This is a genomic window from Streptantibioticus rubrisoli (assembly GCF_024436055.1).
GTDB classification, from domain to species: Bacteria; Actinomycetota; Actinomycetes; order Streptomycetales; family Streptomycetaceae; genus Streptantibioticus_A; species Streptantibioticus_A rubrisoli.
In genome coordinates, this window is record NZ_JANFNH010000059.1 from 14,843 (window position 1) to 41,546 (window position 26,704).

Annotated in this window: 24 protein-coding genes and 2 riboswitches; of the genes, 18 read left to right on the forward strand and 6 right to left on the reverse strand. The window is 71.0% G+C overall.

Annotated elements, in window-relative coordinates; all coding sequences use genetic code 11:
- Nucleotides 1-23: 23 nt before the first annotated feature.
- Complete coding sequence (locus tag NON19_RS30430; RefSeq protein WP_255932397.1) at nucleotides 24-260, reverse strand: hypothetical protein; 237 nt, start codon at nucleotides 258-260, stop codon at nucleotides 24-26.
- Between the two features lie 239 nt (nucleotides 261-499).
- On the opposite strand from NON19_RS30430, the gene NON19_RS30435 reads away from it, so the two are divergent.
- Nucleotides 500-1,474 (forward strand): carbohydrate kinase family protein, encoded by a 975-nt coding sequence (locus NON19_RS30435; RefSeq protein WP_255932398.1) that lies wholly within the window; start codon nucleotides 500-502, stop codon nucleotides 1,472-1,474.
- Nucleotides 1,475-1,539: 65 nt separating this feature from the next.
- Here NON19_RS30435 and NON19_RS30440 read toward each other — a convergent pair whose 3' ends face one another.
- On the reverse strand, nucleotides 1,540-2,916 hold the full coding sequence (locus NON19_RS30440; RefSeq protein WP_255932399.1) for a cysteine desulfurase/sulfurtransferase TusA family protein: 1,377 nt from the start codon (nucleotides 2,914-2,916) through the stop codon (nucleotides 1,540-1,542).
- Between the two features lie 322 nt (nucleotides 2,917-3,238).
- On the opposite strand from NON19_RS30440, the gene ctaC reads away from it, so the two are divergent.
- The 4 genes from ctaC to NON19_RS30460 all read left to right on the forward strand — a co-directional run bounded on the left by ctaC (nucleotide 3,239) and on the right by NON19_RS30460 (nucleotide 7,791).
- Complete coding sequence (gene ctaC, locus NON19_RS30445) at nucleotides 3,239-4,270, forward strand: aa3-type cytochrome oxidase subunit II (RefSeq protein ID WP_255932400.1); 1,032 nt, start codon at nucleotides 3,239-3,241, stop codon at nucleotides 4,268-4,270.
- Entirely contained in the window at nucleotides 4,267-5,994 is a 1,728-nt protein-coding gene (ctaD, locus tag NON19_RS30450) for an aa3-type cytochrome oxidase subunit I (protein WP_255932401.1), read from the forward strand. Before ctaC ends, ctaD begins: the two co-directional genes overlap by 4 nt.
- Entirely contained in the window at nucleotides 5,991-6,389 is a 399-nt protein-coding gene (locus NON19_RS30455; protein ID WP_255932402.1) for a cytochrome c oxidase subunit 4, read from the forward strand. The genes ctaD and NON19_RS30455 overlap by 4 nt, the downstream gene beginning before the upstream one ends.
- A 118-nt stretch (nucleotides 6,390-6,507) precedes the next feature.
- Nucleotides 6,508-7,791 carry a L,D-transpeptidase gene (locus NON19_RS30460; RefSeq protein WP_255932403.1) on the forward strand — a complete coding sequence of 428 codons (1,284 nt, stop codon included), beginning with the start codon at nucleotides 6,508-6,510 and terminating at the stop codon, nucleotides 7,789-7,791.
- A gap of 4 nt (nucleotides 7,792-7,795) precedes the next feature.
- Here the strand turns inward: NON19_RS30460 and NON19_RS30465 are convergent, their stop codons facing one another.
- On the reverse strand, nucleotides 7,796-8,203 hold the full coding sequence (locus NON19_RS30465; protein ID WP_255932404.1) for a hypothetical protein: 408 nt from the start codon (nucleotides 8,201-8,203) through the stop codon (nucleotides 7,796-7,798).
- Nucleotides 8,204-8,473: 270 nt separating this feature from the next.
- On the opposite strand from NON19_RS30465, the gene ctaE reads away from it, so the two are divergent.
- The 6 genes from ctaE to NON19_RS30495 all read left to right on the forward strand — a co-directional run bounded on the left by ctaE (nucleotide 8,474) and on the right by NON19_RS30495 (nucleotide 15,636).
- Nucleotides 8,474-9,094: an aa3-type cytochrome oxidase subunit III gene (gene ctaE / locus NON19_RS30470; protein WP_255932405.1), complete on the forward strand. Its 621-nt coding sequence runs from the start codon at nucleotides 8,474-8,476 to the stop codon at nucleotides 9,092-9,094.
- Nucleotides 9,095-9,157: 63 nt separating this feature from the next.
- Nucleotides 9,158-9,964 carry a cytochrome bc1 complex diheme cytochrome c subunit gene (gene qcrC / locus NON19_RS30475; RefSeq protein ID WP_255932406.1) on the forward strand — a complete coding sequence of 269 codons (807 nt, stop codon included), beginning with the start codon at nucleotides 9,158-9,160 and terminating at the stop codon, nucleotides 9,962-9,964.
- Nucleotides 9,961-11,016, forward strand: coding sequence for a cytochrome bc1 complex Rieske iron-sulfur subunit (gene qcrA, locus NON19_RS30480; protein ID WP_255932407.1), 1,056 nt, complete (start codon nucleotides 9,961-9,963; stop codon nucleotides 11,014-11,016). Before qcrC ends, qcrA begins: the two co-directional genes overlap by 4 nt.
- Nucleotides 11,013-12,656, forward strand: a complete 1,644-nt coding sequence (qcrB, locus tag NON19_RS30485; protein ID WP_255932408.1) for a cytochrome bc1 complex cytochrome b subunit — start codon at nucleotides 11,013-11,015, stop codon at nucleotides 12,654-12,656. The genes qcrA and qcrB overlap by 4 nt, the downstream gene beginning before the upstream one ends.
- Nucleotides 12,657-12,863: 207 nt before the next feature.
- Nucleotides 12,864-13,928: an anthranilate phosphoribosyltransferase gene (trpD, locus tag NON19_RS30490; protein WP_255932409.1), complete on the forward strand. Its 1,065-nt coding sequence runs from the start codon at nucleotides 12,864-12,866 to the stop codon at nucleotides 13,926-13,928.
- 109 nt (nucleotides 13,929-14,037) lie between these two features.
- Nucleotides 14,038-14,154, forward strand: a riboswitch (SAM riboswitch).
- 138 nt (nucleotides 14,155-14,292) lie between these two features.
- Nucleotides 14,293-15,636 carry an aminotransferase class V-fold PLP-dependent enzyme gene (locus tag NON19_RS30495; RefSeq protein ID WP_255932410.1) on the forward strand — a complete coding sequence of 448 codons (1,344 nt, stop codon included), beginning with the start codon at nucleotides 14,293-14,295 and terminating at the stop codon, nucleotides 15,634-15,636.
- A 51-nt stretch (nucleotides 15,637-15,687) separates the two neighbouring features.
- On the opposite strand, the gene NON19_RS30500 is transcribed toward NON19_RS30495, so the two are convergent.
- Both NON19_RS30500 and NON19_RS30505 read right to left on the reverse strand, forming a co-directional pair.
- Nucleotides 15,688-15,969 (reverse strand): Lrp/AsnC family transcriptional regulator, encoded by a 282-nt coding sequence (locus NON19_RS30500; protein ID WP_255932412.1) that lies wholly within the window; start codon nucleotides 15,967-15,969, stop codon nucleotides 15,688-15,690.
- A 39-nt stretch (nucleotides 15,970-16,008) separates the two neighbouring features.
- The gene (locus tag NON19_RS30505) at nucleotides 16,009-16,788 is read right to left on the reverse strand and encodes a rhomboid family intramembrane serine protease (protein ID WP_255932413.1); all 780 of its coding nucleotides are present in this window, start codon (nucleotides 16,786-16,788) and stop codon (nucleotides 16,009-16,011) included.
- Between the two features lie 187 nt (nucleotides 16,789-16,975).
- On the opposite strand from NON19_RS30505, the gene NON19_RS30510 reads away from it, so the two are divergent.
- The 6 genes from NON19_RS30510 to NON19_RS30535 all read left to right on the forward strand — a co-directional run bounded on the left by NON19_RS30510 (nucleotide 16,976) and on the right by NON19_RS30535 (nucleotide 24,088).
- Entirely contained in the window at nucleotides 16,976-17,230 is a 255-nt protein-coding gene (locus tag NON19_RS30510; RefSeq protein ID WP_255932414.1) for a hypothetical protein, read from the forward strand.
- Between the two features lie 61 nt (nucleotides 17,231-17,291).
- On the forward strand, nucleotides 17,292-18,656 hold the full coding sequence (locus NON19_RS30515) for an NYN domain-containing protein (RefSeq protein WP_372514353.1): 1,365 nt from the start codon (nucleotides 17,292-17,294) through the stop codon (nucleotides 18,654-18,656).
- A gap of 344 nt (nucleotides 18,657-19,000) precedes the next feature.
- Nucleotides 19,001-19,190, forward strand: a riboswitch (cyclic di-AMP (ydaO/yuaA leader).
- Nucleotides 19,191-19,200: 10 nt separating this feature from the next.
- Nucleotides 19,201-20,226 carry a C40 family peptidase gene (locus tag NON19_RS30520; protein ID WP_255932415.1) on the forward strand — a complete coding sequence of 342 codons (1,026 nt, stop codon included), beginning with the start codon at nucleotides 19,201-19,203 and terminating at the stop codon, nucleotides 20,224-20,226.
- Nucleotides 20,227-20,489: 263 nt separating this feature from the next.
- Nucleotides 20,490-21,572 carry a C40 family peptidase gene (locus NON19_RS30525; protein ID WP_255932416.1) on the forward strand — a complete coding sequence of 361 codons (1,083 nt, stop codon included), beginning with the start codon at nucleotides 20,490-20,492 and terminating at the stop codon, nucleotides 21,570-21,572.
- Nucleotides 21,573-21,641: 69 nt separating this feature from the next.
- On the forward strand, nucleotides 21,642-22,862 hold the full coding sequence (locus tag NON19_RS30530) for a basic secretory family protein (RefSeq protein WP_255932417.1): 1,221 nt from the start codon (nucleotides 21,642-21,644) through the stop codon (nucleotides 22,860-22,862).
- Nucleotides 22,859-24,088 (forward strand): M48 family metalloprotease, encoded by a 1,230-nt coding sequence (locus NON19_RS30535; protein ID WP_255932418.1) that lies wholly within the window; start codon nucleotides 22,859-22,861, stop codon nucleotides 24,086-24,088. The genes NON19_RS30530 and NON19_RS30535 overlap by 4 nt, the downstream gene beginning before the upstream one ends.
- On the opposite strand, the gene NON19_RS30540 is transcribed toward NON19_RS30535, so the two are convergent.
- The gene (locus NON19_RS30540) at nucleotides 24,076-25,329 is read right to left on the reverse strand and encodes a mannosyltransferase family protein (RefSeq protein ID WP_255932419.1); all 1,254 of its coding nucleotides are present in this window, start codon (nucleotides 25,327-25,329) and stop codon (nucleotides 24,076-24,078) included. The genes NON19_RS30535 and NON19_RS30540 overlap by 13 nt on opposite strands.
- A gap of 63 nt (nucleotides 25,330-25,392) precedes the next feature.
- On the opposite strand from NON19_RS30540, the gene NON19_RS30545 reads away from it, so the two are divergent.
- Nucleotides 25,393-26,526 carry a glycosyltransferase family 4 protein gene (locus NON19_RS30545; protein WP_255932420.1) on the forward strand — a complete coding sequence of 378 codons (1,134 nt, stop codon included), beginning with the start codon at nucleotides 25,393-25,395 and terminating at the stop codon, nucleotides 26,524-26,526.
- The last annotated feature ends 178 nt before the right edge of the window (nucleotides 26,527-26,704 follow it).

A 26,704-nucleotide genomic window follows, 5' to 3' on the forward strand; every position in this document is an offset into this window, starting at 1 on the left:
GGGAGGGGGCGCTCAGGCGCGGGTCAGCTGCCGTATTCGGACATTTCCTCGACAGCGTGCACGGAGGCCGCGGAAACATTCGTACCGTGGATGGACGACGGTGAAACCGCGGGCGGCGCAGCCCGACGGGGTACCGCCCAGCGCGGGGCGATGCGGCGGCAGTCGTCCAGCAGATCCGCCGGGGAGCCGGACTCCGTACCGGGGAAGCCGGGCACACCAGGCAGTTCGGTGGGCTCGGGGCGTTCGGTCTGCTCGGACATGGTGACTCCCGGTTCTGAGGGGCGCGAGGGACTCGTGCGCACTGGCGACTTTAAACACTGCTTACTGGGGTGGAAAGCGGTACTTTCCGGTAATTTCTCGGGAGGGGCGACCAGCGGCGGTCATCAGCCAGCCGGGCCTGGCCGAATCGGTTCGGTACCAGCGCCGCGCGACGACCCGGTAGCGTTGGCTGGTCCGGTAGTCCCTCTCGTCACCGCCCCCACCCAGGAGCAGACCCGTCGTGCGTATCGCTGTCACCGGCTCCATCGCCACCGACCATCTGATGACCTTTCCCGGCCGATTCGCCGACCAGCTGGTGGCCGACCAGCTGCACACGGTCTCGCTCTCCTTCCTGGTCGACACCCTCGACGTGCGGCGCGGCGGGGTCGCGCCGAACATCTGCTTCGGCATGGGCGTGCTCGGGCTGCGGCCGATCCTGGTCGGCGCGGCGGGCGCGGACTTCGGCGAGTACCGGGCGTGGCTGGACCGGCACAACGTGGACACCGAGTCGGTGCGGATCTCCGAGGTGCTGCACACCGCGCGCTTCGTGTGCACCACGGACGCCGACCACAACCAGATCGCGTCCTTCTACACCGGTGCGATGAGCGAGGCCCGGCAGATCGAGTTGCAGCCGATCGCCGAGCGGGTCGGCGGGCTCGACCTGGTGCTGATCGGCGCGGACGACCCGCAGGCGATGCTGCGGCACACCGAGGAGTGCCGCACCCGCGGCTTCGCGTTCGCCGCCGACCCGTCGCAGCAGTTGGCCCGGCTGGAGGGCGACGAGATCCGGCTGCTGGTGGAGGGGGCGGAGTACCTCTTCACCAACGAGTACGAGGCCGCGCTGATCCAGAACAAGACCGGCTGGTCGCCGGAGGAGGTACTGGCGAAGGTCGGCACCCGGGTGACCACGCTCGGCGCGAACGGCGTACGGATCGAACGGGCCGGTCAGGCGCCGATCGAGGTCGGCTGCGCGGAGGAGGAGCGCAAGGTCGACCCGACCGGCGTGGGCGACGCCTTCCGCGCGGGCTTCGTGGCGGGCCTTTCCTGGCAGCTGGGCCTGGAGCGCTCCGCGCAGGTGGGCTGCATGCTGGCGACCCTGGTCATCGAGACGCTGGGCACCCAGGAGTACGAGCTGCGCTCGGGGCACTTCCTGGAGCGGTTCACCAAGGCGTACGGCGAGGAGGCGGCGGCGGAGGTCCGCTCCCACCTGGGGTGACGGCTAGTTGACCACCCGCCCGCCCGTCGTCCGTCGGCAACGGGCGGGCAGAAACGGCCCAAGGCCTACGTGCGGCGCCGCACCACATAGGCCGTGCCGCCCGGTACCGCCCGCTCCCCGCCGTACTCCTGCTCCCGCATCCCGCACCACGCGGGAATGTCGAGCCGCGCCGCCTCGTCGTCGGACAGCACCGTCACCGTGCCGCCCACCGGCACGTCCCCGATCGCCCTGGCCAGTTCGATCACCGGGATCGGGCACCGCTTGCCCAGCGTGTCCAGCACCAGATCGGCGCCGCCCCCGCCCGGACCGCCGACCGCGTCCGCGAGGTGCCCGCGCACTCGCCGTACCACCCCGGGCAGCACGTCGAGGAAGCGGTCGACGTCGGCCTCCGCCACGCCCAGCGGCAGCGACACCCGCACGTTGCCCTCTGACAGCACCCCCATCGCCCGCAGTACATGGCTCGGCGTCAAGGTGCTGGAGGTACAGGACGAGCCCGACGAGACCGCGAAACCGGTCCGGTCCAACTCGCCCAGCAGCGCTTCACCGTCGACATAGAGACAGGAGAAGGTCACAAGGTGCGGTAGCCGCCGCACCGGATCGCCCACCACGTCGACGTCCGGGACGAGTTCGGGAACCCGCGCGCGGATCCGGTCCACCAGGGCGGCCAGCCGCTCCCGTTCGGCCGCGGCCTCCTCCCGTACCGCGCGCAGCGAGGCCGCCGCGGCCACGATCGCCGGAAGGTTCTCGAAGCCGGGCGCCCGGCCGCGCTCCCGCTCGTCCGCCGGCGCCGGTGCCGCGAACCGCACTCCCTTGCGCACCGCCAGCAGCCCAACTCCCGGCGGGCCGCCCCATTTGTGGGCGCTCGCCGCCAGCAGCGACCAGTCGCCCTCGACCGGCTCCCAGCCCAACGACTGCGCCGCGTCCACCAGTAGCGGCACCCCCGCCTCCCGGCAGACCGCCGCCACCTCGGCCACCGGCTGCACCGTGCCCACCTCGTGGTTGGCCGACTGCAGGCAGGCCAGCGCGGTGTCGGCACGCAGCGCCGCCCGGAACGCCTCGGGCGCCGCCCGGCCGGTGCGGTCGACCCCCACCTCGGTGACCGTGCCGCCGTCCGCCTCGTGCGCCTCGGCCGCGTGCAGCACCGAGGAGTGCTCCACGGCGGACACCGTGAGGTGACGGCCCGTCCGGCGGCGTCCCGCCAGCGCCCCGGCGACGGCGGTGTGCACCGCCCGGGTGCCCGAAGAGGTGAAGCTCAGCTCGTCGGGGCGGCAGCCGACCGCCTCCGCCGCCGTCTGCCGGGCGGCGTCCAGCAGCATCCGGGCCCGCCGCCCCTCCCGGTACAGTCGGGCCGGATCGGCCCACCCCTCGTCCAGCGCCGCCAGCAGCGCCTGCCGGGCGACGGGGTGCAGCGGAGCGGTGGACGCCACGTCGAAGTAAGGCACGCTCCCGACGCTACCCCTCCCGCCTACCAGCCGGAACGCCGGTCACCCGGCTTGTGCCCCGGAACGCGGTATCCGGCAAACCGTACAAACCGCCATCGGTCCAGCGCCCCGTCAATTGGCCACCGGATTGCGGGATTCCACCCCTTCGGGGACGACACACCGGCCGGTCCGGCGCGTTGGGACCCCTCCCCGCGTGGCCCCGATAGCCGTCCAGTAGGGTTTGGTCCGCATAAACATCCAAACCCTGCCCGCGCCAGGGCGCCGACCGCACGCAACGGCCGGGATCCGGGGCGCGCGGGCGAGACTCTCGGGAAGGCGCTACGTGAGTCCCAACGGCTCCGACCGCAAGTCGCGGCGCCCGATGCGGCGGCGGTTGCCGCAGGCGTTGGCCGCGGGCCTGGTCCTGGTGACCGCTACCGGTTGCACCTACAAGGACTTCCCCCGCCTCGGCATGCCCAGCCCCGCCACGGAAGAGGCACCGCGAATCCTTTCGCTCTGGCAGGGCTCCTGGGCCGCCGCACTGGCGACCGGTGTGCTCGTCTGGGGCCTGATCCTGTGGTCCGTGATCTTCCACCGGCGCAGCCGCACGAAGGTCGAGGTGCCCACTCAGACCCGGTACAACATGCCGCTCGAGGCGCTGTACACCGTGGTCCCCCTTGTCGTCATCGCGGTGCTGTTCTACTTCACCGCCCGTGACGAGTCCAAGCTTCTGGAGACCTCCAAGAAGCCCGACCACATCATCAACGTGGTGGGCTTCCAGTGGAGCTGGGCGTTCAACTACGTCGAGGACGTCCCGGGCAGCCCGAAGTCCCCGACCGCCGTCCCGGCCGAGCTGTCGAGCATCCCGCAGTCCGCCCTGCAGGGCATGCCGTCGCACGCCGGCGGTGTCTACGACAGCGGCACCCCGGCCGAGTGGGACAAGGGCAACCCCAGCCCCGGCCCGACGCTGTGGCTTCCCGAGGGCCAGACGGTGAAGTTCGTCCTCACCTCGCGGGACGTCATCCACTCCTTCTGGGTGGTGCCGTTCCTGATGAAGATGGACGTCATCCCCGGCCACACCAACGTCTTCCAGGTCACCCCGAACAAGCTCGGCACCTTCATGGGCAAGTGCGCCGAACTGTGCGGTGTGGACCACTCCAGGATGCTGTTCAACGTCAAGGTCGTGACCCCGGCCCAGTACGAGGCGCACCTGAAGGACCTGGCCAGCAAGGGCCAGACGGGCTACCTCCCGGCCGGCATCCCGACCACGGGCAACACGCGGGACGCGAAGACGAACCAGCAGCCGGGCAGCACCGTCGTGAACCAGACGGGTACCGGCACGCCGGGCAACAGCCAGTCGGAGAGTGACAAGTGAGCATCCTCAACGAACCCCAGGGTGCTGCCGTCGGCGGAGCCACCGTGCTGCCACCGGTACGGCGAAAGCAGCCGGGCAACGCGGTCGTGAAGTGGCTGACGACCACCGACCACAAGACGATCGGCACGCTGTACCTGGTGACGTCGTTCGGCTTCTTCATCATCGGCGGCATCATGGCGCTGCTGATGCGTGCCGAGCTGGCCCGCCCCGGTCTGCAGATCATGACGACCGAGCAGTTCAACCAGGCGTTCACGATGCACGGCACGATCATGCTGCTGATGTTCGCGACGCCGCTGTTCGCGGGCTTCACCAACTGGATCATGCCGCTGCAGATCGGCGCGCCCGACGTGGCGTTCCCGCGGCTGAACATGTTCGCCTACTGGCTGTACCTGTTCGGCTCGCTGATCGCGGTCGGCGGCTTCCTCACCCCGCAGGGCGCGGCCGACTTCGGTTGGTTCGCCTACTCGCCGCTGTCGGACGCGGTCCGCTCGCCGGGCGTCGGCGCGGACATGTGGATCATGGGTCTGGCCTTCTCCGGCTTCGGCACGATCCTCGGTGCGGTCAACTTCATCACCACGATCATCTGCATGCGTGCCCCCGGCATGACGATGTTCCGGATGCCGATCTTCTGCTGGAACGTGCTGCTGACCGCCGTCCTGGTGCTGCTGGCCTTCCCGGTGCTGGCCGCCGCGCTGCTGGCGCTGGAGGCGGACCGCAAGTTCGGGGCGCATGTCTTCGACGCGGCCAACGGCGGTGCGCTGCTGTGGCAGCACCTGTTCTGGTTCTTCGGCCATCCCGAGGTGTACATCATCGCGTTGCCGTTCTTCGGCATCATCAGTGAGGTCATCCCGGTCTTCAGCCGCAAGCCGATGTTCGGCTACATCGGCCTGGTGGCCGCGACCATCACCATCGCCGGTCTGTCGGTGACGGTGTGGGCGCACCACATGTACGTCACCGGCGGTGTGCTGCTGCCGTTCTTCTCCTTCATGACGTTCCTGATCGCGGTGCCGACCGGTGTGAAGTTCTTCAACTGGATCGGCACGATGTGGAAGGGGTCGCTGAGCTTCGAGACCCCGATGCTGTGGTCGATCGGCTTCCTGATCACCTTCACCTTCGGTGGTCTGACCGGCGTCATCCTGGCCGCGCCGCCGCTGGACTTCCACATCTCCGACTCGTACTTCGTGGTGGCGCACTTCCACTACGTGGTGTTCGGCACCGTGGTCTTCGCGATGTTCGCGGGCTTCCACTTCTGGTGGCCGAAGATGACCGGCAAGATGCTGGACGAGCGGCTCGGCAAGATCACCTTCTGGACGCTGTTCATCGGCTTCCACGGCACGTTCCTGGTGCAGCACTGGCTGGGCGTCGAGGGCATGCCGCGTCGTTACGCGGACTACCTGGCGCAGGACGGCTTCACCACGCTGAACACCATCTCGACCATCAGCTCGTTCCTGCTCGGCGCCTCGATGCTGCCGTTCTTCTACAACGTGTGGAAGACCGCCAAGTACGGCAAGAAGGTCGAGGTTGACGACCCGTGGGGCTACGGCCGTTCGCTGGAGTGGGCCACGTCCTGCCCGCCGCCGCGGCACAACTTCCTCACCCTGCCCCGCATCCGCTCCGAATCCCCGGCGTTCGACCTGCACCACCCGGAGATCGCCGCGCTGGAACTCGAGGGCCACGGTGACAAGGTTCTCGCCGGTTCGGACAACAAGGAGGCCGGCAAGTGAAGTGGCAGGGCAAGATGTTCCTGTGGCTGGCAGTGTTCCTGCTGGTCATGGCCATCGTCTACGGTCTGTGGTCGCATGAGACCGCGGGCACCACGGCCTTGTTCATGGCCTTCGGCCTGAGCGTGATGGTCGGTTACTACCTGGCCTTCACCGCCCGCCGGGTGGACACCGGGGCGCAGGACCGGCCGGACGCGGACATCGCGGACGACGCCGGTGAGCTGGGCTTCTTCAGCCCGCACAGCTGGCAGCCGCTGGCGCTCGCGATCGGTGGTGCGCTGGCCTTCCTGGGCGTCATCTTCGGCTGGTGGCTGATGTACTTCTCCGCCCCGATCATCCTGGTCGGCATCTTCGGTTGGGTGTTCGAGTACTACCGTGGCGCGGACCAGCGCTACTGAGCCGTAGGGCGAAACCAAGGGCCGTACGGGGGCGGGTACTTCGCCCGCGCGGCGGTACCGCTCCCCGATTGCCGGAACGCGGCGCGCGGGGACGGGTGATTGTTCTTACGTTGTGACCATGAGTCAGATATCTCGCGGTCACTGGGTGATATGCCGCCTTTGCTACCTGGCGCTGCTGGCGCCGCTGGCGGCGGAGCTAACCGCCTGTGGGGGATCGGGGAACCCACTGGCCGCCGCGCCGTACGACGCGGCGGGCCAGATCTCGTACAGCACCGAGGACGGCAGTCGCCAGGTCGACCCGAACAAACCCCTGGAAATATCCGTCAAGGGCGACGGCAACCGGATCACCGACGTGACGGCCACCGACGCCGCAGGACACTTCGTACGCGGCGAACTCGGCCCGGACCGCACCAGATGGCGCAGCACCGCTCCGTTCGCCGCAGGAGCCCACTACACGGTCCGGGTGAGCACCGAGAACGCCCACGGGGCCCAGGGCCGGCAGACCATCGGCTTCGACACCCGGCCCGCCCGCGACACCCTGGGCGTCAAGCTCGGCCCGGACTCCGGCGACTACGGCGTGGGGCAGCCCATAACCGCCGAACTCAGCCAGCCGGTGAAGGACCCGGCCGCCCGGGCGGTCGTGGAGAGCGGCCTGCACGTCAGCTCCGTCCCCGCGGTGACCGGCGCCTGGCACTGGGTGGACGACCACACCCTGCACTACCGGCCGCGCGACTACTGGCCCACCGACACCCGGATCAACGTCACCAGCACCCTGCTCGGCGCCCGAATACAGGGCGAGCTCTACGGCGGCGAGGCCAAACCCGTCACACTGCACACCCGCGACCAGGTCATCGCCGTCACCGACGCCGCGGCGCACCAGCTCACCCTCAGCCGCAACGGCAAGGTCCAGCGCACCATCCCGGTGACCACCGGCAAACCGGGATTCTCCACCCGCAACGGCATCAAGGTGGTGCTGGAGAAGGAGCCGTTCGTCCGCATGAAGAGCAGCACGATAGGCATAGCCGCAGGCAGTTCCGACTCCTACGACCTGCCGGTGTACTGGGCCACCCGGGTCACCTGGAGCGGTGAGTTCGTACACGCCGCGCCCTGGTCGGTCGGCTCCCAGGGCTCGGACAACGTCAGCCACGGCTGCACCGGTATGAGCACCGAGAACGCGCACTGGTTCTTCGAGCAGGTGCGCCCCGGGGACGTGGTCCAGGTCGTCAACAGCCAGGGCGCCACCATGGAACCGTTCGGCAACGGCTTCGGCGACTGGAACCTGGCGTGGGACCAGTGGACCAAGGGCAGCGCACTGGGCGCCCGCGGCGTCCACCGGCCCGGCGGCCAGAACCCCTCGGCGCCCCGGCCGACCAGCCCGGCCCGGCTCATTCCGCGGATGTGACCCGTCAGGTGTTGGCGGGCGAGCGGTCCCGGCCGCGCAGTAGGCCCGCCAGCGCCTCGGCCAGCGCCATCGGGTCGATCGGGTGGGAGACGGCGGCGTCCGCCCGGCTCCAGGTGGCCAGCCAGGCGTCCTGCGGGCGCCCCATCAGCAGCAGCACCGGCGGGCAGCGGAAGATCTCGTCCTTGATCTGGCGGCACACCCCCATCCCCCCGGCCGGTACCGCCTCGCCGTCCAGCACGCACACGTCGATGCCGCCCTTGTCCAGCTCGGAGAGCACGGCCGGGACCGTGGCGCACTCCACGAACTCCACCCGCGGCACATCCGGCGCGGGCTGGCGCCCGACCGCCAGCCGGACCTGCTCCCGGGTGTTCCTGTCGTCGCTGTAGACGAGCACCGTGGCGGTCTGCTGCATGGGCTTCAGCCTCCTCGTCGAGGGTCGCCGCGCGGCCGGTGACCGCGGCGCGGACGCGGCGATGCTACTCCCGCCACGGCCCGCCCGGAACGGCACAGCGGACTCCCGACGTACCGTCAGCACCGGCCGTGCGCTGGGCGGAGGGGCCGGATGCCGCCGCGGCTTCGCTCCTTCGGGGGACGGACGCGGTACGCCACCCGAGTAGCCGAACAGCCCTTGACACTCCGAATCGCACCCCCCGGAGTGAGCGCGAGATAAGCGACCGACATAATGTCGGTCGTGGCGACAGCAACAGCAGTAGAAACCGGGCACGCGCACCCGTCGGTCAACCGGCCGAACCTCGTCAGCGTGGGAACCATCATCTGGTTGAGTTCCGAGCTGATGTTCTTCGCGGCCCTCTTCGCGATGTACTTCACCCTGCGATCGGTGACCGGGACGGCCTTCTGGCACAGTCAGAACGATCACCTGAACGTGCCGTTCGCGTCAGTGAACACCACGATCCTGGTGCTCTCCTCGCTCACCTGCCAGCTCGGCGTGTTCGCCGCCGAGCGCGGTGACGTGAAGAAGCTGCGCCTGTGGTTCGTGATCACGTTCATCATGGGCGCGATCTTCATCGGCGGGCAGATCTTCGAGTACACCGACCTGGTGAAGCACGACGGTCTCTCCCTGAAGTCCAGCCCCTACGGTTCGGTGTTCTACCTGACCACCGGCTTCCACGGGTTGCACGTGACGGGCGGTCTGATCGCCTTCCTGCTGGTCCTGGGCAGGACGTACGCGGCCAAGAGGTTCACCCACGAGCAGGCCACGGCGGCCATCGTCGTGTCCTACTACTGGCACTTCGTCGATGTCGTCTGGATCGGCCTCTTCGCCACGATCTACCTGATCAAGTAATTCGGTCCGCGCAGGACCACACCAGAAGCATCGACGCAGAAGATCCTGACACCGGGGTAATCCGTGAAAAAGCTCTCCGCACGACGGCGCCACCCGCTGGCGGCGCTCGTCGTCCTACTCTTCGCGCTTGCGGCCACCGGGGGGCTGTATGCCGCGTTCGCGCCGGCTGAGAAGGCGCAGGCCGACTCCGCGCAGTCCCTAGCGACCGAGGAGGGCAAGAGGCTCTACTCCGTGGGCTGTGCCTCCTGCCACGGCACGTCCGGGCAGGGCACCCACAACGGTCCGAGCCTGGTCGGTGTCGGTGCCGCCGCGGTGGACTTCCAGGTCGGTACCGGCCGTATGCCCGCCCAGCAGCCGGGTGCGCAGGTCCCGCGGAAGAAGGCCATCTACAACCAGGCCCAGATCGACCAGCTCGCCGCGTACATCGCCTCGCTCGGTCCCGGCCCGGCCATCCCGTCGAAGCAGCAGTACAGCCCCGACGGCGCCGACATCGCCAACGGCGGCCAGCTGTTCCGCACCAACTGCGCGCAGTGCCACAACTCCACCGGTAAGGGTGGTGCGCTCTCCGAGGGCAAGTTCGCGCCGACGCTTGAGGGCGTTGACCCCAAGCACATCTACGAGGCCATGCTGACCGGCCCGCAGAACATGCCGAACTTCCCGGACAGCACCATGCCGGCGAAGGACAAGAAGGACATCATCGCCTACCTGGCGCAGGTCGACAGCTCCAAGGCCGAGAGCCCGGGTGGTCTTGAGCTCGGCGGCCTCGGGCCGGTCAGCGAGGGTCTCTTCGCCTGGGTCTTCGGTCTCGGTGCGCTGATCACCGTGGCCATTTGGGTCGCCGCTCGCACGGCAAAGGCCAGGAAGTCATGAGCAACGAGGACATGTCAGAAGCAAACCTGCCGAGTGAGCGGGAGCACGCTCACCACGGTGCGGTCGAGCCGGTCGGCGACCCGTTCGCCGACCCGGGCCTGCCGCCCCACGAGCCGCGCCGTCAGGACATCGACGAGCGCACCGCCAGGCGATCCGAGCGCACCGTGGCGCTGCTGTTCACCCTGTCGATGGTCGCGACCGTAGGCTTCATCGCCTCCTACGTGATCTTCCCGATCGGCAAGATCGTCTACATCTTCCCGTTCGGGCACGTCAGCGCGCTGAACTTCGCCCTGGGCCTGACCCTCGGCGTCGCGCTGTTCGCCATCGGCGCGGGCGCGGTCCACTGGGCCCGCACGCTGATGTCGGACGAGGAGGTCCCGGACGAGCGGCACGCCATCGAGGCCACGCCCGAGGTCCGTGAGAAGGTCTTCGCCGACTTCCGCCAGGGCGTCAAGGAGAGCCAGTTCGGCCGCCGCAGGCTGATCCGGACCACGATGATGGGCGCCCTGTCCCTCGTCCCGTTGTCCGGCATCGTGCTGCTGCGCGACCTCGGCCCGCTGCCGGAGAAGAAGCTGCGCACCACGGCCTGGCGCGCGGGCATGCGGCTGATCAACCAGAACACCAACGAGCCGCTGCGTCCCGAGGACATCGGCGTCGGTTCGCTGACGTTCGCCAAGCCCGAGGGCCTCAGCGAGGACGACGAGAACTTCCAGAACGTCATCGCCAAGGCCGCGTTGATGATCGTGCGGCTCAACCCGCAGGACATCAAGGACAAGCGCGAGCTCGAGTGGTCGCACCAGGGCATCGTGGCGTACTCCAAGATCTGCACCCACGTCGGCTGCCCGATCAGCCTCTATGAGCAGCAGACGCACCATGTGCTGTGCCCCTGCCACCAGTCGACGTTCGACCTCTCCGACGGTGGTCGGGTGATCTTCGGCCCGGCGGGCCACGCCCTGCCGCAGCTTCGGATCAGCGTCAACGCACAGGGCTACCTCGAGGCGCTCGGCGACTTCGAGGAGCCCGTCGGCCCGAGCTTCTGGGAGCGCGGATGAGCACTGCAAGCCACGAGGTGAACGCCTCCGCACGGCGGGGCAAGGCCCCGGCCGGTGAGCGGCTGGCGGACTGGGCCGACGGCCGGCTGGGCATCTACAGCCTCGCCAAGGCCAACATGCGCAAGATCTTCCCGGACCACTGGTCCTTCATGCTGGGTGAGATCTGCCTCTACAGCTTCGTCATCATCATCCTCACGGGTGTGTACCTGACGTTGTTCTTCCACCCGAGCATGCAGGAGGTCGTCTACAACGGCCCCTACGTGCCGCTGCAGGGCATCCGCATGTCGGAGGCCTTCGCGTCGACCATGCACATCAGCTTCGAGGTGCGCGGTGGTCTGCTGATCCGTCAGATCCACCACTGGGCGGCGCTGGTCTTCGTGGCCGCGATGCTCGTGCACATGATGCGGGTGTTCTTCACCGGCGCGTTCCGCAAGCCGCGTGAGGTCAACTGGGTCTTCGGCTTCCTGCTGCTCGTCCTCGGCATGTTCACCGGTTTCACTGGTTACTCGCTGCCGGACGACCTGCTGTCGGGTACCGGTGTCCGGTTCATGGAGGGCGCGATCCTGTCGGTCCCGATCGTCGGGACCTACCTGCAGATGTTCCTGTTCGGCGGCGAGTTCCCCGGACACGACTTCGTCTCGCGCTTCTACACGATCCACATCCTGCTGCTGCCGGGCATCATGGCCGCGCTGCTGGTGGGCCACCTGATCCTGGTCTTCTACCACAAGCACACGCAGTGGGCGGGTCCCGGCCGCACCAACAAGAACGTGGTCGGCATGCCGCTGCTGCCGGTGTACATGGCGAAGGCGGGCGGCTTCTTCTTCCTGGTCTTCGGTGTCATCGCGGCCGTCGCGGCGATCGCCACGATCAACCCGATCTGGGCGTTCGGCCCGTACCGGCCGGACCAGGTGTCCACCGGCGCGCAGCCCGACTGGTACATGGGCTTCTCCGAGGGCCTGATCCGTGTCATGCCGGGCTGGGAGATCAACTTCTGGGGTCACACCCTCCAGTTGGGTGTGTTCATCCCGCTGGTCATCTTCCCGCTGGTGCTGGTGACGATCGCGGTGTGGCCGTTCATCGAGGCCTGGGTCACCGGTGACGACCGCGAGCACCACCTCCTGGACCGGCCGCGCAACCGCCCGGTGCGCACCGCCTTCGGCGCGGCGTGGATCGCGTGGTACCTGATCCTGCTGGTGGGTGGTGGCAACGACCTGTGGGCGACCCACTTCCACCTGTCGATCAACGCCATCACCTGGACCGTCCGCATCGGCTTCTTCGCGATCCCCGTGCTGACGTTCGTGGTCACCAAGCGGATCTGCCTGGGTCTGCAGCACCGTGACCGCGACAAGGTGCTGCACGGTCGGGAGACCGGCGTCATCAAGCGGCTGCCGCACGGTGAGTTCATCGAGGTGCACGAGCCGCTGCCGCAGGACCAGTTGCACACCCTCACCGCGCACGACCAGCCCAAGCCGCTGGAGTTCGGCCCCGAGGTCGACGAGAACGGTGTGCAGCGCAAGCTGGGCCGTACGTCCAAGCTGCGCGCCAAGCTCTCCCGCGCGGTGTACGGCGAGGGGGCGCAGATCCCCAAGCCGACCGCGGCCGAGCACGCGGAGATCACCAGCGGCCACGGCCACCACTGATCCCACCGCACAGCAACTGATCGCCACAGACCAGGACCCCGGTCCGGACCCCGCCACGGGGACCCGGGCCGGGGTCCTGGCGTGTCCGTACTGCGGGCGTGGTGCCCGCACGACCCCGGTACGCCGATAGGCTCAGGGGTGTCCGGAACGCCACCGGCCAAGCCGTCACCGCACAGCCAGCGCCATCGATCGCCAGGAGCGTGGAACATGAACGCCCAGACCCCAGCCGGAGGCGAGACCGTGGCGGCACACAGCTGGCCGGACGTACTGAGCGACCTGCTGGCGGGCCGGGACCTGTCCGCGGACGACGCCGCGTGGGCGATGGACCGGATCATGAGCGGCGAGGCGAGCGACGCCCAGATCGCCGGGTTCGCGGTGGCGCTGCGCGCCAAGGGCGAGACGGTCGAGGAGCTCTCCGGAATCGTCCGGACGATGTTCGAGCACGCCAAGCTGATCGAGGTGCCGGGCCCCTCGGTGGACATCGTCGGCACCGGCGGCGACCGGGCCAAGACGGTCAACATCTCCACCATGTCGGCGATCGTGGTGGCCGGTACGGGTGCGAAGGTCGTCAAGCACGGCAACCGCTCCGCGTCCTCGGCCAGCGGGGCCTCCGATGTGCTGGAGCGGCTCGGCGTCAATCTGGAGCTGACCCCGCAGCGGGTGGTGGAGGTCGCGGAGGAGGCGGGCATCACCTTCTGCTTCGCCGTGAAGTTCCATCCCGCGCTACGCCATGTGGCCCGCGCCAGGCGGGAGTTGGGCATCCCGACGGCGTTCAACTTCCTCGGCCCGCTGACCAACCCGGCCCGGGTACGTGCCCAGGCCACCGGGGTCGCCGACGCGCGGATGGCGCCGATCCTGGCGGGTGTGCTGGCCGACCGCGGTTCCTCCGCGCTCGTCTTCCGCGGCGACGACGGTCTGGACGAGCTGACCACCACCGCGACCTCCCAGGTGTGGGTGGTACGCGACGGCAAGGTCGACCAGGTCTCCTTCGACCCGAGGTCGGTCGGCCTGGAGCTGGTCCCCGTGGAGGCGCTGCGCGGCGCCGACGCGGCGTACAACGCGGAGGTGGCCCGCAGAGTGCTCGCCGGTGAGCGCGGGCCCGTCCGCGACGCGGTACTCCTCAACTCGGCCGCCGCCCTGGTCGCGTTGAACCCGGCCGACGCCCCGCTGGAGTCCCAGATCGCCGCGGCGATGGCACGCGCCGCGGAGTCCATCGACTCGGGCGCGGCCCAGCGGGTCCTGGACCGCTGGGTGGCCGCGAGCAACGCGTAGGCCTTCCCGGCGGAGTGATATCCAGCGGGATGTCTGGGGGCGCAGCGCCCCCAGCGGGGGTTCGGGGGCGGAGCCCCCGAAGTGAAACCCCTGCTACAATCCCGTCCAAGGTCACGAGCGACAGCGATACTGCCCCGGCTTGCTGTCCGGCAACCCTCCGTCCGTGGCGGGGTGCCCCGGGTGATGACCAGGCCGTAGGCAGCGAGGCCTGCGGCAAGCGCGGACCCTCGCGAATCCAGGGGGTCCTGGTTATCGCGGGAGTTTTTGTGAGCAAGCGAATGCGATAGGGCCGGTCGGCCCCTTTTCCCATTTCCTTTCGAGGCCTTCGCCTCGCACCACCGCTTGCCCTCAGGGAGATTTCGCCATGTCCGTACTCAACCCTGCCGTCGACCAGACCATTTGTGCCCCATTGCCCGTTCTCGGCCGTGATGTAGTCGTTCCGCTGGCCAACGGGGGCGAAGTCGCCTATGCCGCGCTGGATTACGCGGCCAGTGCCCCCGCTTTGCAGCGGGTCTGGGACGATGTGGCCGGATATGCTCCGTACTACGGCAGCGTGCACCGCGGCGCGGGATATCTGTCCCAGTTGTCCACCGACCTTTTTGAGCAAAGCCGGGCAACCGTCGCGGAGTTCCTCGGCTGCCGCCCCGGCGACCAACTCGTCTTCACCCGTTCCACCACCGACTCGCTCAACCTGCTCGCCGCCGTACTGCCGCCCGGCACCCGGGTGTTCGTCTTCGAGACCGAGCACCACGCCGCGCTGCTGCCCTGGCGCGGCGCCGAGGTCACCTACCTCGACGCCCCCCGCACCCCCGGCGAGGCGGTCGGCACTCTGGAGCGTGCCCTCGCCGACCGCACCCCCTACGGCCCGGCCCTGGTCTGCGTGACCGGCGCGTCCAACGTCACCGGCGAACTGTGGCCGGTACGCGAACTGGCCGCCGCCGCACACGCGCACGGTGCCCGGATCGTGCTCGACGCGGCACAGCTCGCGCCCCACCGGCCGGTGGACATCGGCGAGTTGGACGTGGACTACGTCGCCTTCTCCGGGCACAAGCTCTACGCGCCGTTCGGCGCCGGGGTGCTGGCCGGCCGGGCCGACTGGCTGCGGGCCGCCGAGCCGTACCTGGCGGGCGGCGGCGCCAGCAAGCAGGTCGCCCGGCGCGCCGACGGCGGGCTCGACGTCGAATGGCACACCACGGCCGCCCGCCACGAGGCCGGTTCGCCGAACGTGATCGGCGCGTACGCCATCGCCTCCGCCTGCCGGGCGCTGACCGAAGCCGGGTTCGGGCCGCTGGTCGCCCGCGAGCAGGCGCTGGTCTGCCGGGTGCTGTCCGCTCTGGCGCGAATCCCGCAGGTCAAGGTGCTCTCGCTGTTCGGTGAGCGGGCCGAGCGGGTGGGCGTGGTCTCGTTCGTGGTGGACGGCTGGGACAGCTCGCACTTCGCCGCCGCGCTCTCCGCGCGGTACGGCATCGGGGTGCGCGACGGACTGTTCTGCGCGCACCCCCTGGTCCGTACGCTGCTCGGCGCCGAGCCGGACAGCGCGGGGGAGTGCGGTGCGTCGGAGTCGGAGCCGGGGGAGCGTTCGCTCAGCGCGGTCCGGGTCAGCTTCGGCGTCGGCACCCCGGACGAGCATGTGGAGCGCTTCCTGGGCGCGGTGGCGGCGCTCGTCGGCGACGGCCCGGGGCCGCTGCTCGCCGAAGGCGGCCGGTAAGGGCGCAACGGGTGCACCGGGGACGGGAGTTGGGCGCCGGGCCGCGGCTGATCAGCCCTCCAGGCCGATGGCGAACGCCGCTTCCAGGTCGTGCTGGGAATAGGTGCGGAACGCCACGTGGGTGTCGGTGGCGGCGACGCCGGGGATCTTGCTGATCTTGCCCGGGATGACGTCCGCGAGGTCGTCGTGCCGGGCCACCCGCACCATGGCGACCAGGTCGTAGGTGCCGGTGACCGAGTAGACCTCGCTCACGTGATCCAGCCCGGCGATCGACTCGGCGATCTCTGGGATGCGGTCGACGTCGGTCTTGATGAGCACGATCGCGGTGATCACGGCTGGCTGTCTCCTCGGGTCGCGGCCTGTCCGGCCAGCTTAGGCGCTGCGCGGCGGATCGGGGTCCCGGGATCGGAACCACGCCCAGGTGCACACGAACCCGAACGCGAACCCGATGACGTGCGCGAGGTAGGCGACGCCGGGACCGTGCTGCGGAATCCGGGCCGACAGCCACTGCAGGACGAACCAGAAGCCCAGCACCAGCCAGGCCGGAAAGCGCAGCGGCAACCCCATCAGGAACGGGAAGAGGCTGGTCACCCGGGCCTTCGGATACAGGTAGAGGTAACCGCCGAGCACGCCCGCGATGGCCCCGGAGGCGCCCACCAGCGTCTGCGCCGAGCGGGCGTGGCCGAGCGCGTAGCCGAACGTGGCCAGGTACCCGGCGGCCAGGTAGAACAGCGCGTACCGGCACCGCCCCATCCGCCGCTCCACCCCGGCGCCGAAGACGGCCAGGAACAGCATGTTGCCCAGCAGGTGCGGCCAGCCGCCGTGCACGAACAGCGCGGTCAGTACCGACACCATCGGCACCTTCACCCGTCCCGGCGGTACCTGGCAGCCGGGCGGCAGCCCCAGCGCGGTGGTGTGCAGCGGGCCGCGCCACAGCTCGCTGGGGATCACCCCCCAGCGGTCGAAGTACAGCGCCTGCGCGCACAGCTGCGCCTTCCCCGAGCCGTACGCGGGGTCCAGACCGGAGATCGGGCCGACCGCGAAGACCACCGCGCACAGCCCGATCACCGCGTAGGTGACCACCGGCAGCGGCTGCCGCGAGCGGTGCGTGACCTGGTCCAGGAGCTGTGTGACGCGGCGGAGCGCGGGCATGAGCCGATCATGGCGGAACGGGCCTGCCGGACACAGGCCGCCTCGCCGGACGGCCTGCCGGACTCCCGCAGCGCGGGCGAGCCGCTAGGCCGTAGGGTTGCCCGAGCGCAACCGCATCCTTTGAGCCAGGCCCAGCCGTGCCCGCCGGGCGCCTGGGCACGGCCCCGCGAACCGAGAAGAGGACGACATGCCGGTCCCCCTGTCGACGGCCACGACCCGGTGGCGTTGCACGCTGTGCGGCAACCTCACCCGGTTCGACGTCACCCGCTCCAGCAGGGTCGTCGAGTATGTCCACCTGGACCTGGCGGGTGAGCCGACGGTGGAGGAGCGCGAGGTGCTCAGCGAGACGGTGGAATCGGTGCGCTGCCGCTGGTGCAACGCCGCCGACCAGGTCGAACTGGTGGACCGCCCGGCCCCCGGCGCGGAGCCAGGGCAGGTCTGACCCGCCTCGGGCGGGGACAATGAGGACGTACGACGGGGGTGGATACTGACGGGAGTGACTGGTGGAGCGTACGGGCGGCAATCCGCAGGCGGAACCGGAGGGCGCCGCCGGGTTTGACGAACCGCTCGACCGGCCGCTGCCCGAAGGGGTCCGCCACCGGGTGGTCTCGATAGCGGCCGAGGCCTTCGGCTCGCTGACCGTGGCGGAACTCCCCGCCCAACTGCGACAGTATGCCCGCTTCACCCCCTCCCGCCGGGCCAAGTTCGCCAGTAACGCGCTGGCCGCCGCCCTGGAGACCGACGCGGTGTTCCGGCAGCGCATCGCCGGACGGCTGCGCGAGACCCAGCCGGAGCTGGCCGCCGCCCTGGACGCCGGTACCCCGCCGCCCGCCGCCGATCCGGTGGACGTGGCGGCCGCCGCCTATCTGCTGCGCCCCGCGGGCTGGTCCAAACTCGTCGCCGCCGCGGGCGAGGAGGCGCAACGCGCCCACGCCGACCAGGTCGGCGCGGAGACCGCCCGCGAGTTGCAGCAGGTCAAGGCGGAGCTGGTCCGGCTGCGCGGAGCGACCCAGGCCGAGGTGCAGGCCGCCCGCGCCGAACTGGAGACGGCCCGCAGGGAGGCCGAGTCGCTGCAGCGCAAGCTGCGCAGCGTCACCAGCGACCTTCGCCGCGGCCAGGCGGCCCTGCGCAAGGCCGAGGCCGAGGCTGCGCAGGCCCGTGCCACGGCCGCCGCGGAACTCGCCGCCGCCGAGGGTGAGGCGCGACGGCTGCGGGCCCGGCTGGCCGAGGCCGAGTCCGCGCTGGAGGCCAGCCGCCGGGCGGTGCGCGAGGGGCGCAGCGTGGAGGACATGCGGCTGCGGCTGCTGCTGGACACGGTGCTGGACGCGGCCCAGGGCATCCGCCGCGAACTGGCGCTGCCGCCGGTCTCCGGGCGCCCGGCGGACACCGTGGAGGCGGTGGCGCCCGGCGCGATCAACCCCAGGGACGTGGCCCGGCGCGCGCTGTCCGAGGACGATCCGGCGCTGCTCGACCAGTTGCTGGCGCTGCCCCAGGCGCATGTGGTGGTGGACGGCTACAACGTCACCAAGACCGGCTATCCGACGCTGCCGTTGGAGAAGCAGCGGCTGCGGCTGCTGGGGGGCCTGGCGGTGCTCGCCGCGCAGACCGGTGCCGAGGTCACCTGTGTCTTCGACGGGGCCGAGCTGGCGGCGCCGGTACTGCTGGCGCCACCGCGCGGGGTGCGGGTGCTGTTCAGCAAACCCGGTGAGACCGCCGACGAGTTGATCCGGCGGCTGGTACGGGCCGAGCCCCCGGGCCGCCCGGTGGTGGTGGTCTCCGCCGACCGCGAGGTGGCCGACGGGGTGGCCAAGGCCGGGGCCCGGCCGGTGTCCTCCACGTTGCTGCTGCGTCGGCTCGCGCGCGGCTGACCGGCGGGAGCGGTCAGCGAATTTCCCGGACTCGCCAATTGTGCCGGGGAAGTCCGTTTTTGCGGCTTGCGATATTCAAGGTGGCTTTTCTGGTGGCGAGTTGAGCGGCCCCTCGGGCGCTCACCGCAATTGTGTGGCGCACATCACAGAAAGTCGGTACGGCCGGTTTCCGGCGCAATGTCCCGCCACGGCCGGTCAATTGACGGTCACCGGCGGTGGGTTGTCCGTAAAGAACTCGTCTGCTGGCCAACTTTTTTCCCGCGAGGATTTGAACCGATCACAACCTGGTCACTAGGGTCAGGCCTCGAACCTCCGCGCAGTCGATCATCCAGCCCGGATGGCAGTGGGGGTTACCGCCGAATTCGACGTGTCGGTACGCAGGGCGGGGGATGCCGACGCTCGGAGCCGGGGAACCACACGTTCCCGGGGTGAATCGGGGTCAGGTCGCGTCGACCAGGACGCGGTGAGACCCCGTAGGGCTACTTCCGGCCCGAACCCGACAGCTCACCCGGTAGGCGGCCGCAGGAAGAAGGAGCTCGCCTCCGTGGCGTCCCACCGTCGTCCCAAGCCCGCGAGTCGCACCCGCGTGACCGTGCTCACCGCGACCGCCGCGGCAGCCGTCGCCCTGTCCACCCAGGCGGCCAACGCCGACCCGAAGCCCAGCACTTCGGACGTCAAGTCCCAGGTCGACGACCTGAACCAGCAGGCGGAGACGGCCACCCAGCAGTACGACGGCATCAAGGCCCAGCACGACCAGCTCCAGAAGCAGGTCAACGACCTGCAGAACAAGGTGGCCCGGGAGCAGGCCGCGCTGAACAAGCTGGTGGACAACATCGGCACGCTCGCCGCCTCCCAGTACCGCGACGGCGGCATCGACCCGTCGGTCCAGCTGTTCCTGTCCTCCAACCCGAGCGACTTCCTCGACAAGGCCTCCACGCTCGACCAGTTGAGCGGCAAGCAGGCCGACGAGCTCAAGCAGATCGAGGAACAGAAGCGCATCCTCGACCAGGAGCGCACCGAGGCCGCCGCCAAGCTCGCCCAGTTGGACAGCACCCAAAAGCAGCTCGCGCAGAAGAAGAAGGACGTCCAGGACAAGCTGTCCAAGGCGCAGGACCTGCTCAACTCGCTCACCGCCCAGCAGCGCGCCAGCCTCGACGACAGCAGCCGGGCCAGCCGTGACAACCAGCGCCCCAACCTCGGCAACTCCCCGGCCGCCTCGCAGCGCGCCGCCGCCGCGCTGGCCGCCGCGGAGAGCGTGATCGGCGCGCCGTACGTGTGGGGCGCCACCGGACCCAGCTCCTTCGACTGCTCCGGCCTGACCTCCTGGGCCTACGCGCAGGCGGGCGTCTCCATACCCCGCACCACCTGGGACCAGGCCAACGTCGGCCCGCACCTGAGCATGGACCAGCTGCAGCCCGGCGACCTGGTGCTGTTCTACGGCGACCTGCACCACGTCGGCCTGTACGCGGGCAACGGCATGGTGCTGCACGCCCCGCACACCGGTGCCAGCGTGCGGTTCGAGTCGATCAACAACATGCCGTTCCAGTTCGGCGTCCGGGTCGGCGGCTGACCACCGCCCCGTCCAAGGCAGCACCGAAGGCCCCGCTCACCCGAGCGGGGCCTTCCGCGTACCGGGATCACCCCTGCGGGTGGGGCACGGGCCGGGCGGCGGGCGTGCGCCGGACGGGTGACGTGGAGTGTCGCGCCGTGCCCTGTCGACGCCGGTGACCTGGGAATCCGACACAACGTCAGTTCTCGGTGCGCGCCGGTGCTTTGAACCGACTGTGACCGCGACGCTACTGTCTGCCCGGCACAGAAGGAGGTGCGGCTCACATGGCGATCGATCGCCGTCCCGCGCGACCGGGTCTGGTACGGGCCACCCGGTTCACGGTGCTCTCCGCGGCCGCCATGGCCGCGGCGGTGTCCGGCACCCTTCCGGCGGGCGCCGCGCCGCAGAACGGCCCGGACGAGCTCAGGTCCCGGGTGAACGGGCTGTACCAGCAGGCGGAGCAGGCCACCGAGAAGTACGACGCCGCCCAGGAGCGGGCCGCGCGGCTGCGCGGCGAGCTGGATGACCTGCAGGGCGAACTGGCCCGCAGCCAGGCCGAGGTCAACCGGCTGCGCGACGCCCTCGGCAAGGTGGCCGGCGCCCAGTACCGGGACGGTGGCGTCGATCCGGCGCTGGCTCTGCTGCTCTCCTCGGACCCCGGCGACTACCTCGACCGGGCGGCCACGTTGGACCGCGTCGACAGCCGCCGGGCCGGGCAACTGCACGCGCTGCGCGACGCCCGGCGGATCCTCGCCCAGCGGCACGACCAGGCCGCGGCCAAGCTCGCCGAACTCGACCGGCTGCGCCGCACCCTTGAGGAGCACAAGAGGACCGTCCAGGGCAAACTGGCCGAGGCGCAGCGGCTGTTGGCCGCGCTGCCCACCGCACAGCGGGACGCGATCGGCTTCGGGGCCGCCGCGAACAACCGCACCGGCAGCCCCGGTCCGGGTTCCGCTCCGGGTTCCGCTTCCGGTTCCGCATCGGACCCGGTGGCGGGTCTGGCGGACCTCGGGCCGCTGGACGGCCGGGCCGCCGAGGCGGTCGCCGCCGCCAGGGCCGCGCTCGGCTCGCCGTACGCCTGGGGCAGTACCGGGCCGGGCGCCTTCGACTGCTCGGGGCTGATGTACTGGGCCTACCAGCACGCGGGGATGACCCTGCCGCGCACCTCCCAGGAACAGCTGTCCGCCGGACACCATGTCCCGCTGTCCCAGGCCCGCCCCGGCGACCTGGTCATCTACCGCAGCGACGCCAGCCATGTGGGCATGTACGTCGGCGGCGGCAAGGTCATCCACGCCCCCTACCCCGGGGCGCGGGTCCGCTATGACCCAGTCGACATGATGCCGGTGGCGGCCGTCGTCCGGCCGTAGAGGCCACTTGGCGGGCAGGCCCACGGGCGCGGACGCGGGTGGCGCGCTCGCCGACCGTAGGATCGAGGCGTGCCGTCGCGGTGGATGGGGTTCCGGCGGGCTGTCGCTGTCGGGTGCGCGGCAGCCCTGGCCGGGCTTGCGGCCGGGTGCGGCGGCGGACCGGACACCGACGCGGCCCTGCGGGCGGTGCTCGACGCCCGGGCGCAAGCCGTGCTGCGGCACGACGAGACCGCGTTCCTGGGCAGCGTCGACCCGACGGCGACCGGATTCCGGGACGCGCAGCGCCAGGTGTTCGGCAACCTGGTCAAGCTGCCGATCGGCTCCTGGAGCTACCGCCTGCAACGCACCGGCGCCTTCCCGCTCACCACCGAGTCGGACGCGCGGCGGCGGGTGGCCGCGCAGGTGGAGCTGGAGTACACGCTGCGCGGCTACGACACCGCGCCGGTCTCCTCGGTGGCGTATCTGACGATGACCGAGCGCGGCGGCCACTGGTACGTCGCCGCGCAGACCGACGGCGAGGCCACGGGCAGGCACACCACCGTCCAGCCCTGGGACCAGGGCCACCTCACCGTGGTGACCGGACGGCACAGCCTGGTACTCGGCCAGGGCGAGCTCACCAGGTACGCCAAGCTCGCCGACGCCGCCGTACCCGTCGTGCGCAACGCCTGGCCGGGCGACTGGCCGGGCAGGGCGATCATCGAAGTACCGCCCACCGAGGCCGACATGACCGCCCTGCTGGGCGCCCAGCCGTCCGCCTACCAGGGCATCGCCGCGGTGACCACCGCCGAACTGCGCGGCACCGGAGTCAGCGCGCCCGCCGACCGGGTCATCGTCAACCCGCGGGTGTTCGCCGGACTGAGCCCGCTCGGCCAACGCGTCGTGCTCACCCATGAGTTGACGCATGTCGCCACCCGCACCGCGACCACCCCCAACACCCCGCTGTGGCTGGCCGAGGGCTTCGCCGACTGGGTCGGCAACACCGGAACCGGCCAGCCCGTCCAGCAGATCGCCGCCGAACTGCGGGCCGACGTACGGGCCGGACGGCAGCCGGGGCGACTGCCGTCCAACGCGGACTTCGGCAGCGCCAGCACCGGCCTGCCGCAGGCCTACGAGGGCGCCTGGCTGGCCTGCCGGATGGTCGCGGAGCAGTGGGGGAGCGGGGCCCTGGTGAAGCTGTACCGCGCGGCCGGGCACGAGTCCGCCGACGCCGCGCTGCACGACACACTGGGAGTGGGCCTGGACGAGTTCACCGCCCGCTGGCGGGCCGATGTGGCAAGGGAGTTGGGATGAGCGGCGAGTGGCCGGACCGCTCCACCGAGCACACGGGGAGCGGCGGCGAGCGGCCGGACTTCTCCGCCGAGCACACGGGGGGCGGCGCCGAGCGGCCGGACTTCTCCGCCGAGCAGATCACCCGCGGTCGCGCACTGCGCCGGGCGCAGTGGCCACCGCTGCTCGCCGGGCGGCTGGTGCCGCTGACGCTGCTGCTGGTCCTCGGACTGACCCCGGCCGGTGCGGCGCTGGTGACCGTGGTGGCACGGCCGTTCGGCGGCGCCTGGATCGCCCGGGTGCTGCTCGGCGGGCTCGCGCTGCTGCTCGCCTCGGAGCTGGCGGAGCTGCCGTTCGCCGCCCGGGTGAGGGTGGTGCGGCAGCGGTTCGGCCTGGTGACCCAGGGCTGGCCGGGCTGGTTCACCGACCGGGCGCGCGGACTGCTGGTCGGGGCGCCGCTGGCGCTCGGCGCGCTGTACGGCGTCTACGCGCTGGCCGGGGCCACCCGGTGGTGGTGGGCCTGGGCGCCGGGGGCCGCGGCGCTGGCGGCCGTCGTGCTGTCCTGGCTGGCGCCGGTGCTGCTGGAGCCGGTGTTCAACCGGTTCACGCCGATGGAACCGGGACCGCTGCGCGAGGCACTGCTGGAGCTGGCCGCCCGGGACCGGATCGCGGTGCGCGAGGTGCTGGTCGCCGACGCCTCCCGCCGTACCACCGCGCTCAACGCCTATGTCTCCGGCTTCGGCCGGACCCGGCGCATCGTCGTCTACGACACACTGCTGGCCACCGCCCGGCCACGGGAGATCGAGCTGGTGGCGGCGCACGAACTCGGCCACGTCAAGCACCGCGACGTGCCGCGCGGCACCCTGCTCGGCGCGCTCGGCGCGGCGCTTGGGGTGTGCCTGCTCGCCGTGCTGGTGCGGTGGTCGCCACTGCTGGCGGCGGCCGGTGTGCACCGGTTCGCCGACCCGCGGTCGATGGCGCTGCTGGCCGCGTTGGCGGCGCTCGGCTCCGCGCTCGCCGGTCCCTTCGGCTGTGCGCTCACCCGCCGGGTGGAGCGGCGCGCCGACCGGCACGCGCTGCAACTCACCGGCGATCCCGGCGAGTTCATCGCCATGCAGCGCCGACTGACGGTGGCCAACGTGGCCGACCCGGACCCGCCCAGAGCGCTGCACCTGCTGTTCGGCACCCATCCGACGGCGGTGCAGCGCATCGCCGCCGCACGGGACTACCAGCGGGCTCAGATCGCGTAGATCCAGTTGGTCAGCATGTACGCGCCGAACCAGGTGCCGAACAGCGCGAACACCGCCGCCGCGGGCGCCGCCGAACGCGCCCCCGCCCTGGCGAACGCCCGGGCCAGCGGCGTCAGCGCGAGCAGCGCGGGCACCAGCAGCCGCAGCTTGGAGTGGTAGTAGTTGGTCTGACCGACGGTGAGCGCGAACACCAGCAGCCCGTAGACCGCCAGCGGCGGCCACGGCCGACGCAGCAGCGCGGTCACGCTCGCCGCGGCCAGCGCCACCAGCAGTACGGCGGTGGCCACCGGCACCCAGTCATGGCCGCGTTGCAGGGTGTCGTCGAGGAACTGCCAGGTGGCGTACCCCCAGTCCCAGGCGGTGTGCCAGCCCGCGCGCTGTACCACCAGCCAGGCGTCCAGCCTGCCCAGCCGCAGCCCCACCCACGCCAGGTACAGCGGTACGCCGAGCGAACCGACGACCACTGCGGCCACCGCCCGCCAGTCGATCCGCCGCTCCCGCCACATCGGCGGCACCGCCGCCAGCGCCAGCGCCACCGCCAGCGCGACCCCGGTCGACCGGGCAAGACCGGCCAGCAGCGCCAGCGCGCCCGCGGTCAGCCACGCCCTGCGGTGCGCGGCCAGCAGACAGCACGCCGCCAGCAGCAGGAACAGGCTCTCGCTGTAGCCGATCCACAAGGTGATGGCCATCGGCTGGGTGAACACCAGCAGTACCAGACACAGCGCCGCGCGCTCCCCGTACAGCCGCAGCGCCAGCCGGTGGACGGCCACCGACGCGCCCGCCGAGGCCAGCCAGGCGACCACGATGGACGCACTCTGCCCGCCCAGGCCGGTGAGCGCCGCCACCACCTTGATCAGCAGCGGGTAGAGCGGGAAGAACGCCAGCGTGTTGCCGGTCAACTGGCCGTTCGCGTCGTAGCTGAACGAGTGCGGGTAGCCCTGCTCGGCGATCGAGACGTACCACTGGTTGTCCCATGGCGTCAGCGCGGCGTGCAGCCAGTCCGGGCGGGTGCTCAGCCACCACAGCATCAGCAACTGCAGCAGCGCCGCGCCCGCCCACACGGCGAGCGCCGGACCGGCGTCGGTCAGCAGTCGGCCGACGGTGCGCGACAGGCGGGTGGAAGGCGTGGTCTCGCTGTCGTTCCTCGCCGGGCGCGGCACGAGGCGTGCGGGCGCGGTGCGGGGGTCGTCGGTGAGGTCCGGCAGCGGAGGCTCCTTCGTGCGCGGGTCGGGCGGGGTCATCGCGAGGCTACGCCACCATCGGCTGGCGCGGGCCCACGGCGTACCGGGTACGGTCTGAGGGCGATGAACAAGACCCTGATCGTCACCAACGACTTCCCGCCACGGCCGGGCGGCATCCAGGCCTTCGTGCACAGCATGGCGCTGCGCCTCGACCCGGGGCAGGTCGTTGTCTACGCCTCCACCTGGAAGGACGGCGAGGAGGTCGCCGCCTTCGACGCGGAGCAGCCGTTCCCGGTGGTGCGGGACCGCACCAGCGTGCTGCTGCCCACCCCCCGGGTCACCCGGCGGGCGGTGCGGTTGCTGCGGGAGCACGGCTGCTCCTCGGTGTGGTTCGGCGCCGCCGCGCCGCTCGGGCTGATGGCCCCGGCGCTGCGAGCGGCGGGGGCGCGCCGGATCGTGGCGACGACGCACGGGCACGAGGCGGGCTGGGCCCAACTGCCGGGGGCCAGGCGGCTGTTGCGGCGCATCGGTGAGGGTACGGACGTTGTGACGTACCTCGGGGAGTACACCCGGTCGCGGATCTCGGGTGCGCTTTCCGCGCGGGCGGCCGCGCGGATGGTGCAGCTTCCTCCGGGGGTTGACGAGAAGACCTTTCACCCCGGGTCGGGGGGTGCGGTGGTACGGGCCCGGTTGGGGCTGAGTGATCGGCCTGTTGTCGTGTGCGTTTCGCGGCTTGTGCCGCGCAAGGGGCAGGACACGCTCATCCGGGCCATGCCGGAGATTCTGCGGCGGGTGCCGGACGCGGTGCTGCTGATCGTTGGCGGGGGGCCGTACCGCTCGGCGCTGGAGCGGCTCGCCGCGGAGGTCGGGGTGGCCGAATCCGTGCGGTTCACCGGGGCGGTGGCCTGGGAGGAACTGCCCGCGCACTACGGGGCGGGGGATGTGTTCGCCATGCCGTGCAGGACCCGGCGGGGCGGGTTGGACGTGGAGGGCCTCGGCATCGTCTACCTGGAGGCGTCGGCCACGGGGTTGCCGGTCGTCGCGGGGGACTCGGGGGGCGCGCCGGACGCCGTTCTCGACGGTGAGACGGGGTGGGTGGTTGAGGGCGGTTCGCCCTCGGCCGCGGCTGAGCGGATCGTGGTGCTCCTGGAGGATCCCGCGTTGCGGCGGCGGTTGGGGGAACGGGGGCGCCAGTGGGTGGAGGAGGCCTGGCGCTGGGACCTTCTCGCCGAGCGGCTGAAGGGTCTCCTGGGCTGAGCCGTTCGTGGGTCGGGCCGGGGTCGGGGCCGGGGCCTCCGGGGTGGGGGTCCTGGACCGTATATTTACGGGCCCTGCACCCCTGCCTTCGGTTGCCCGGAAGTCCGGCCCGCACATCCGCCCCTGGCCTTCGGCGCCGCGCGCAACGGCACCCAAAGGCCGAGGGCAATCGGGTGGG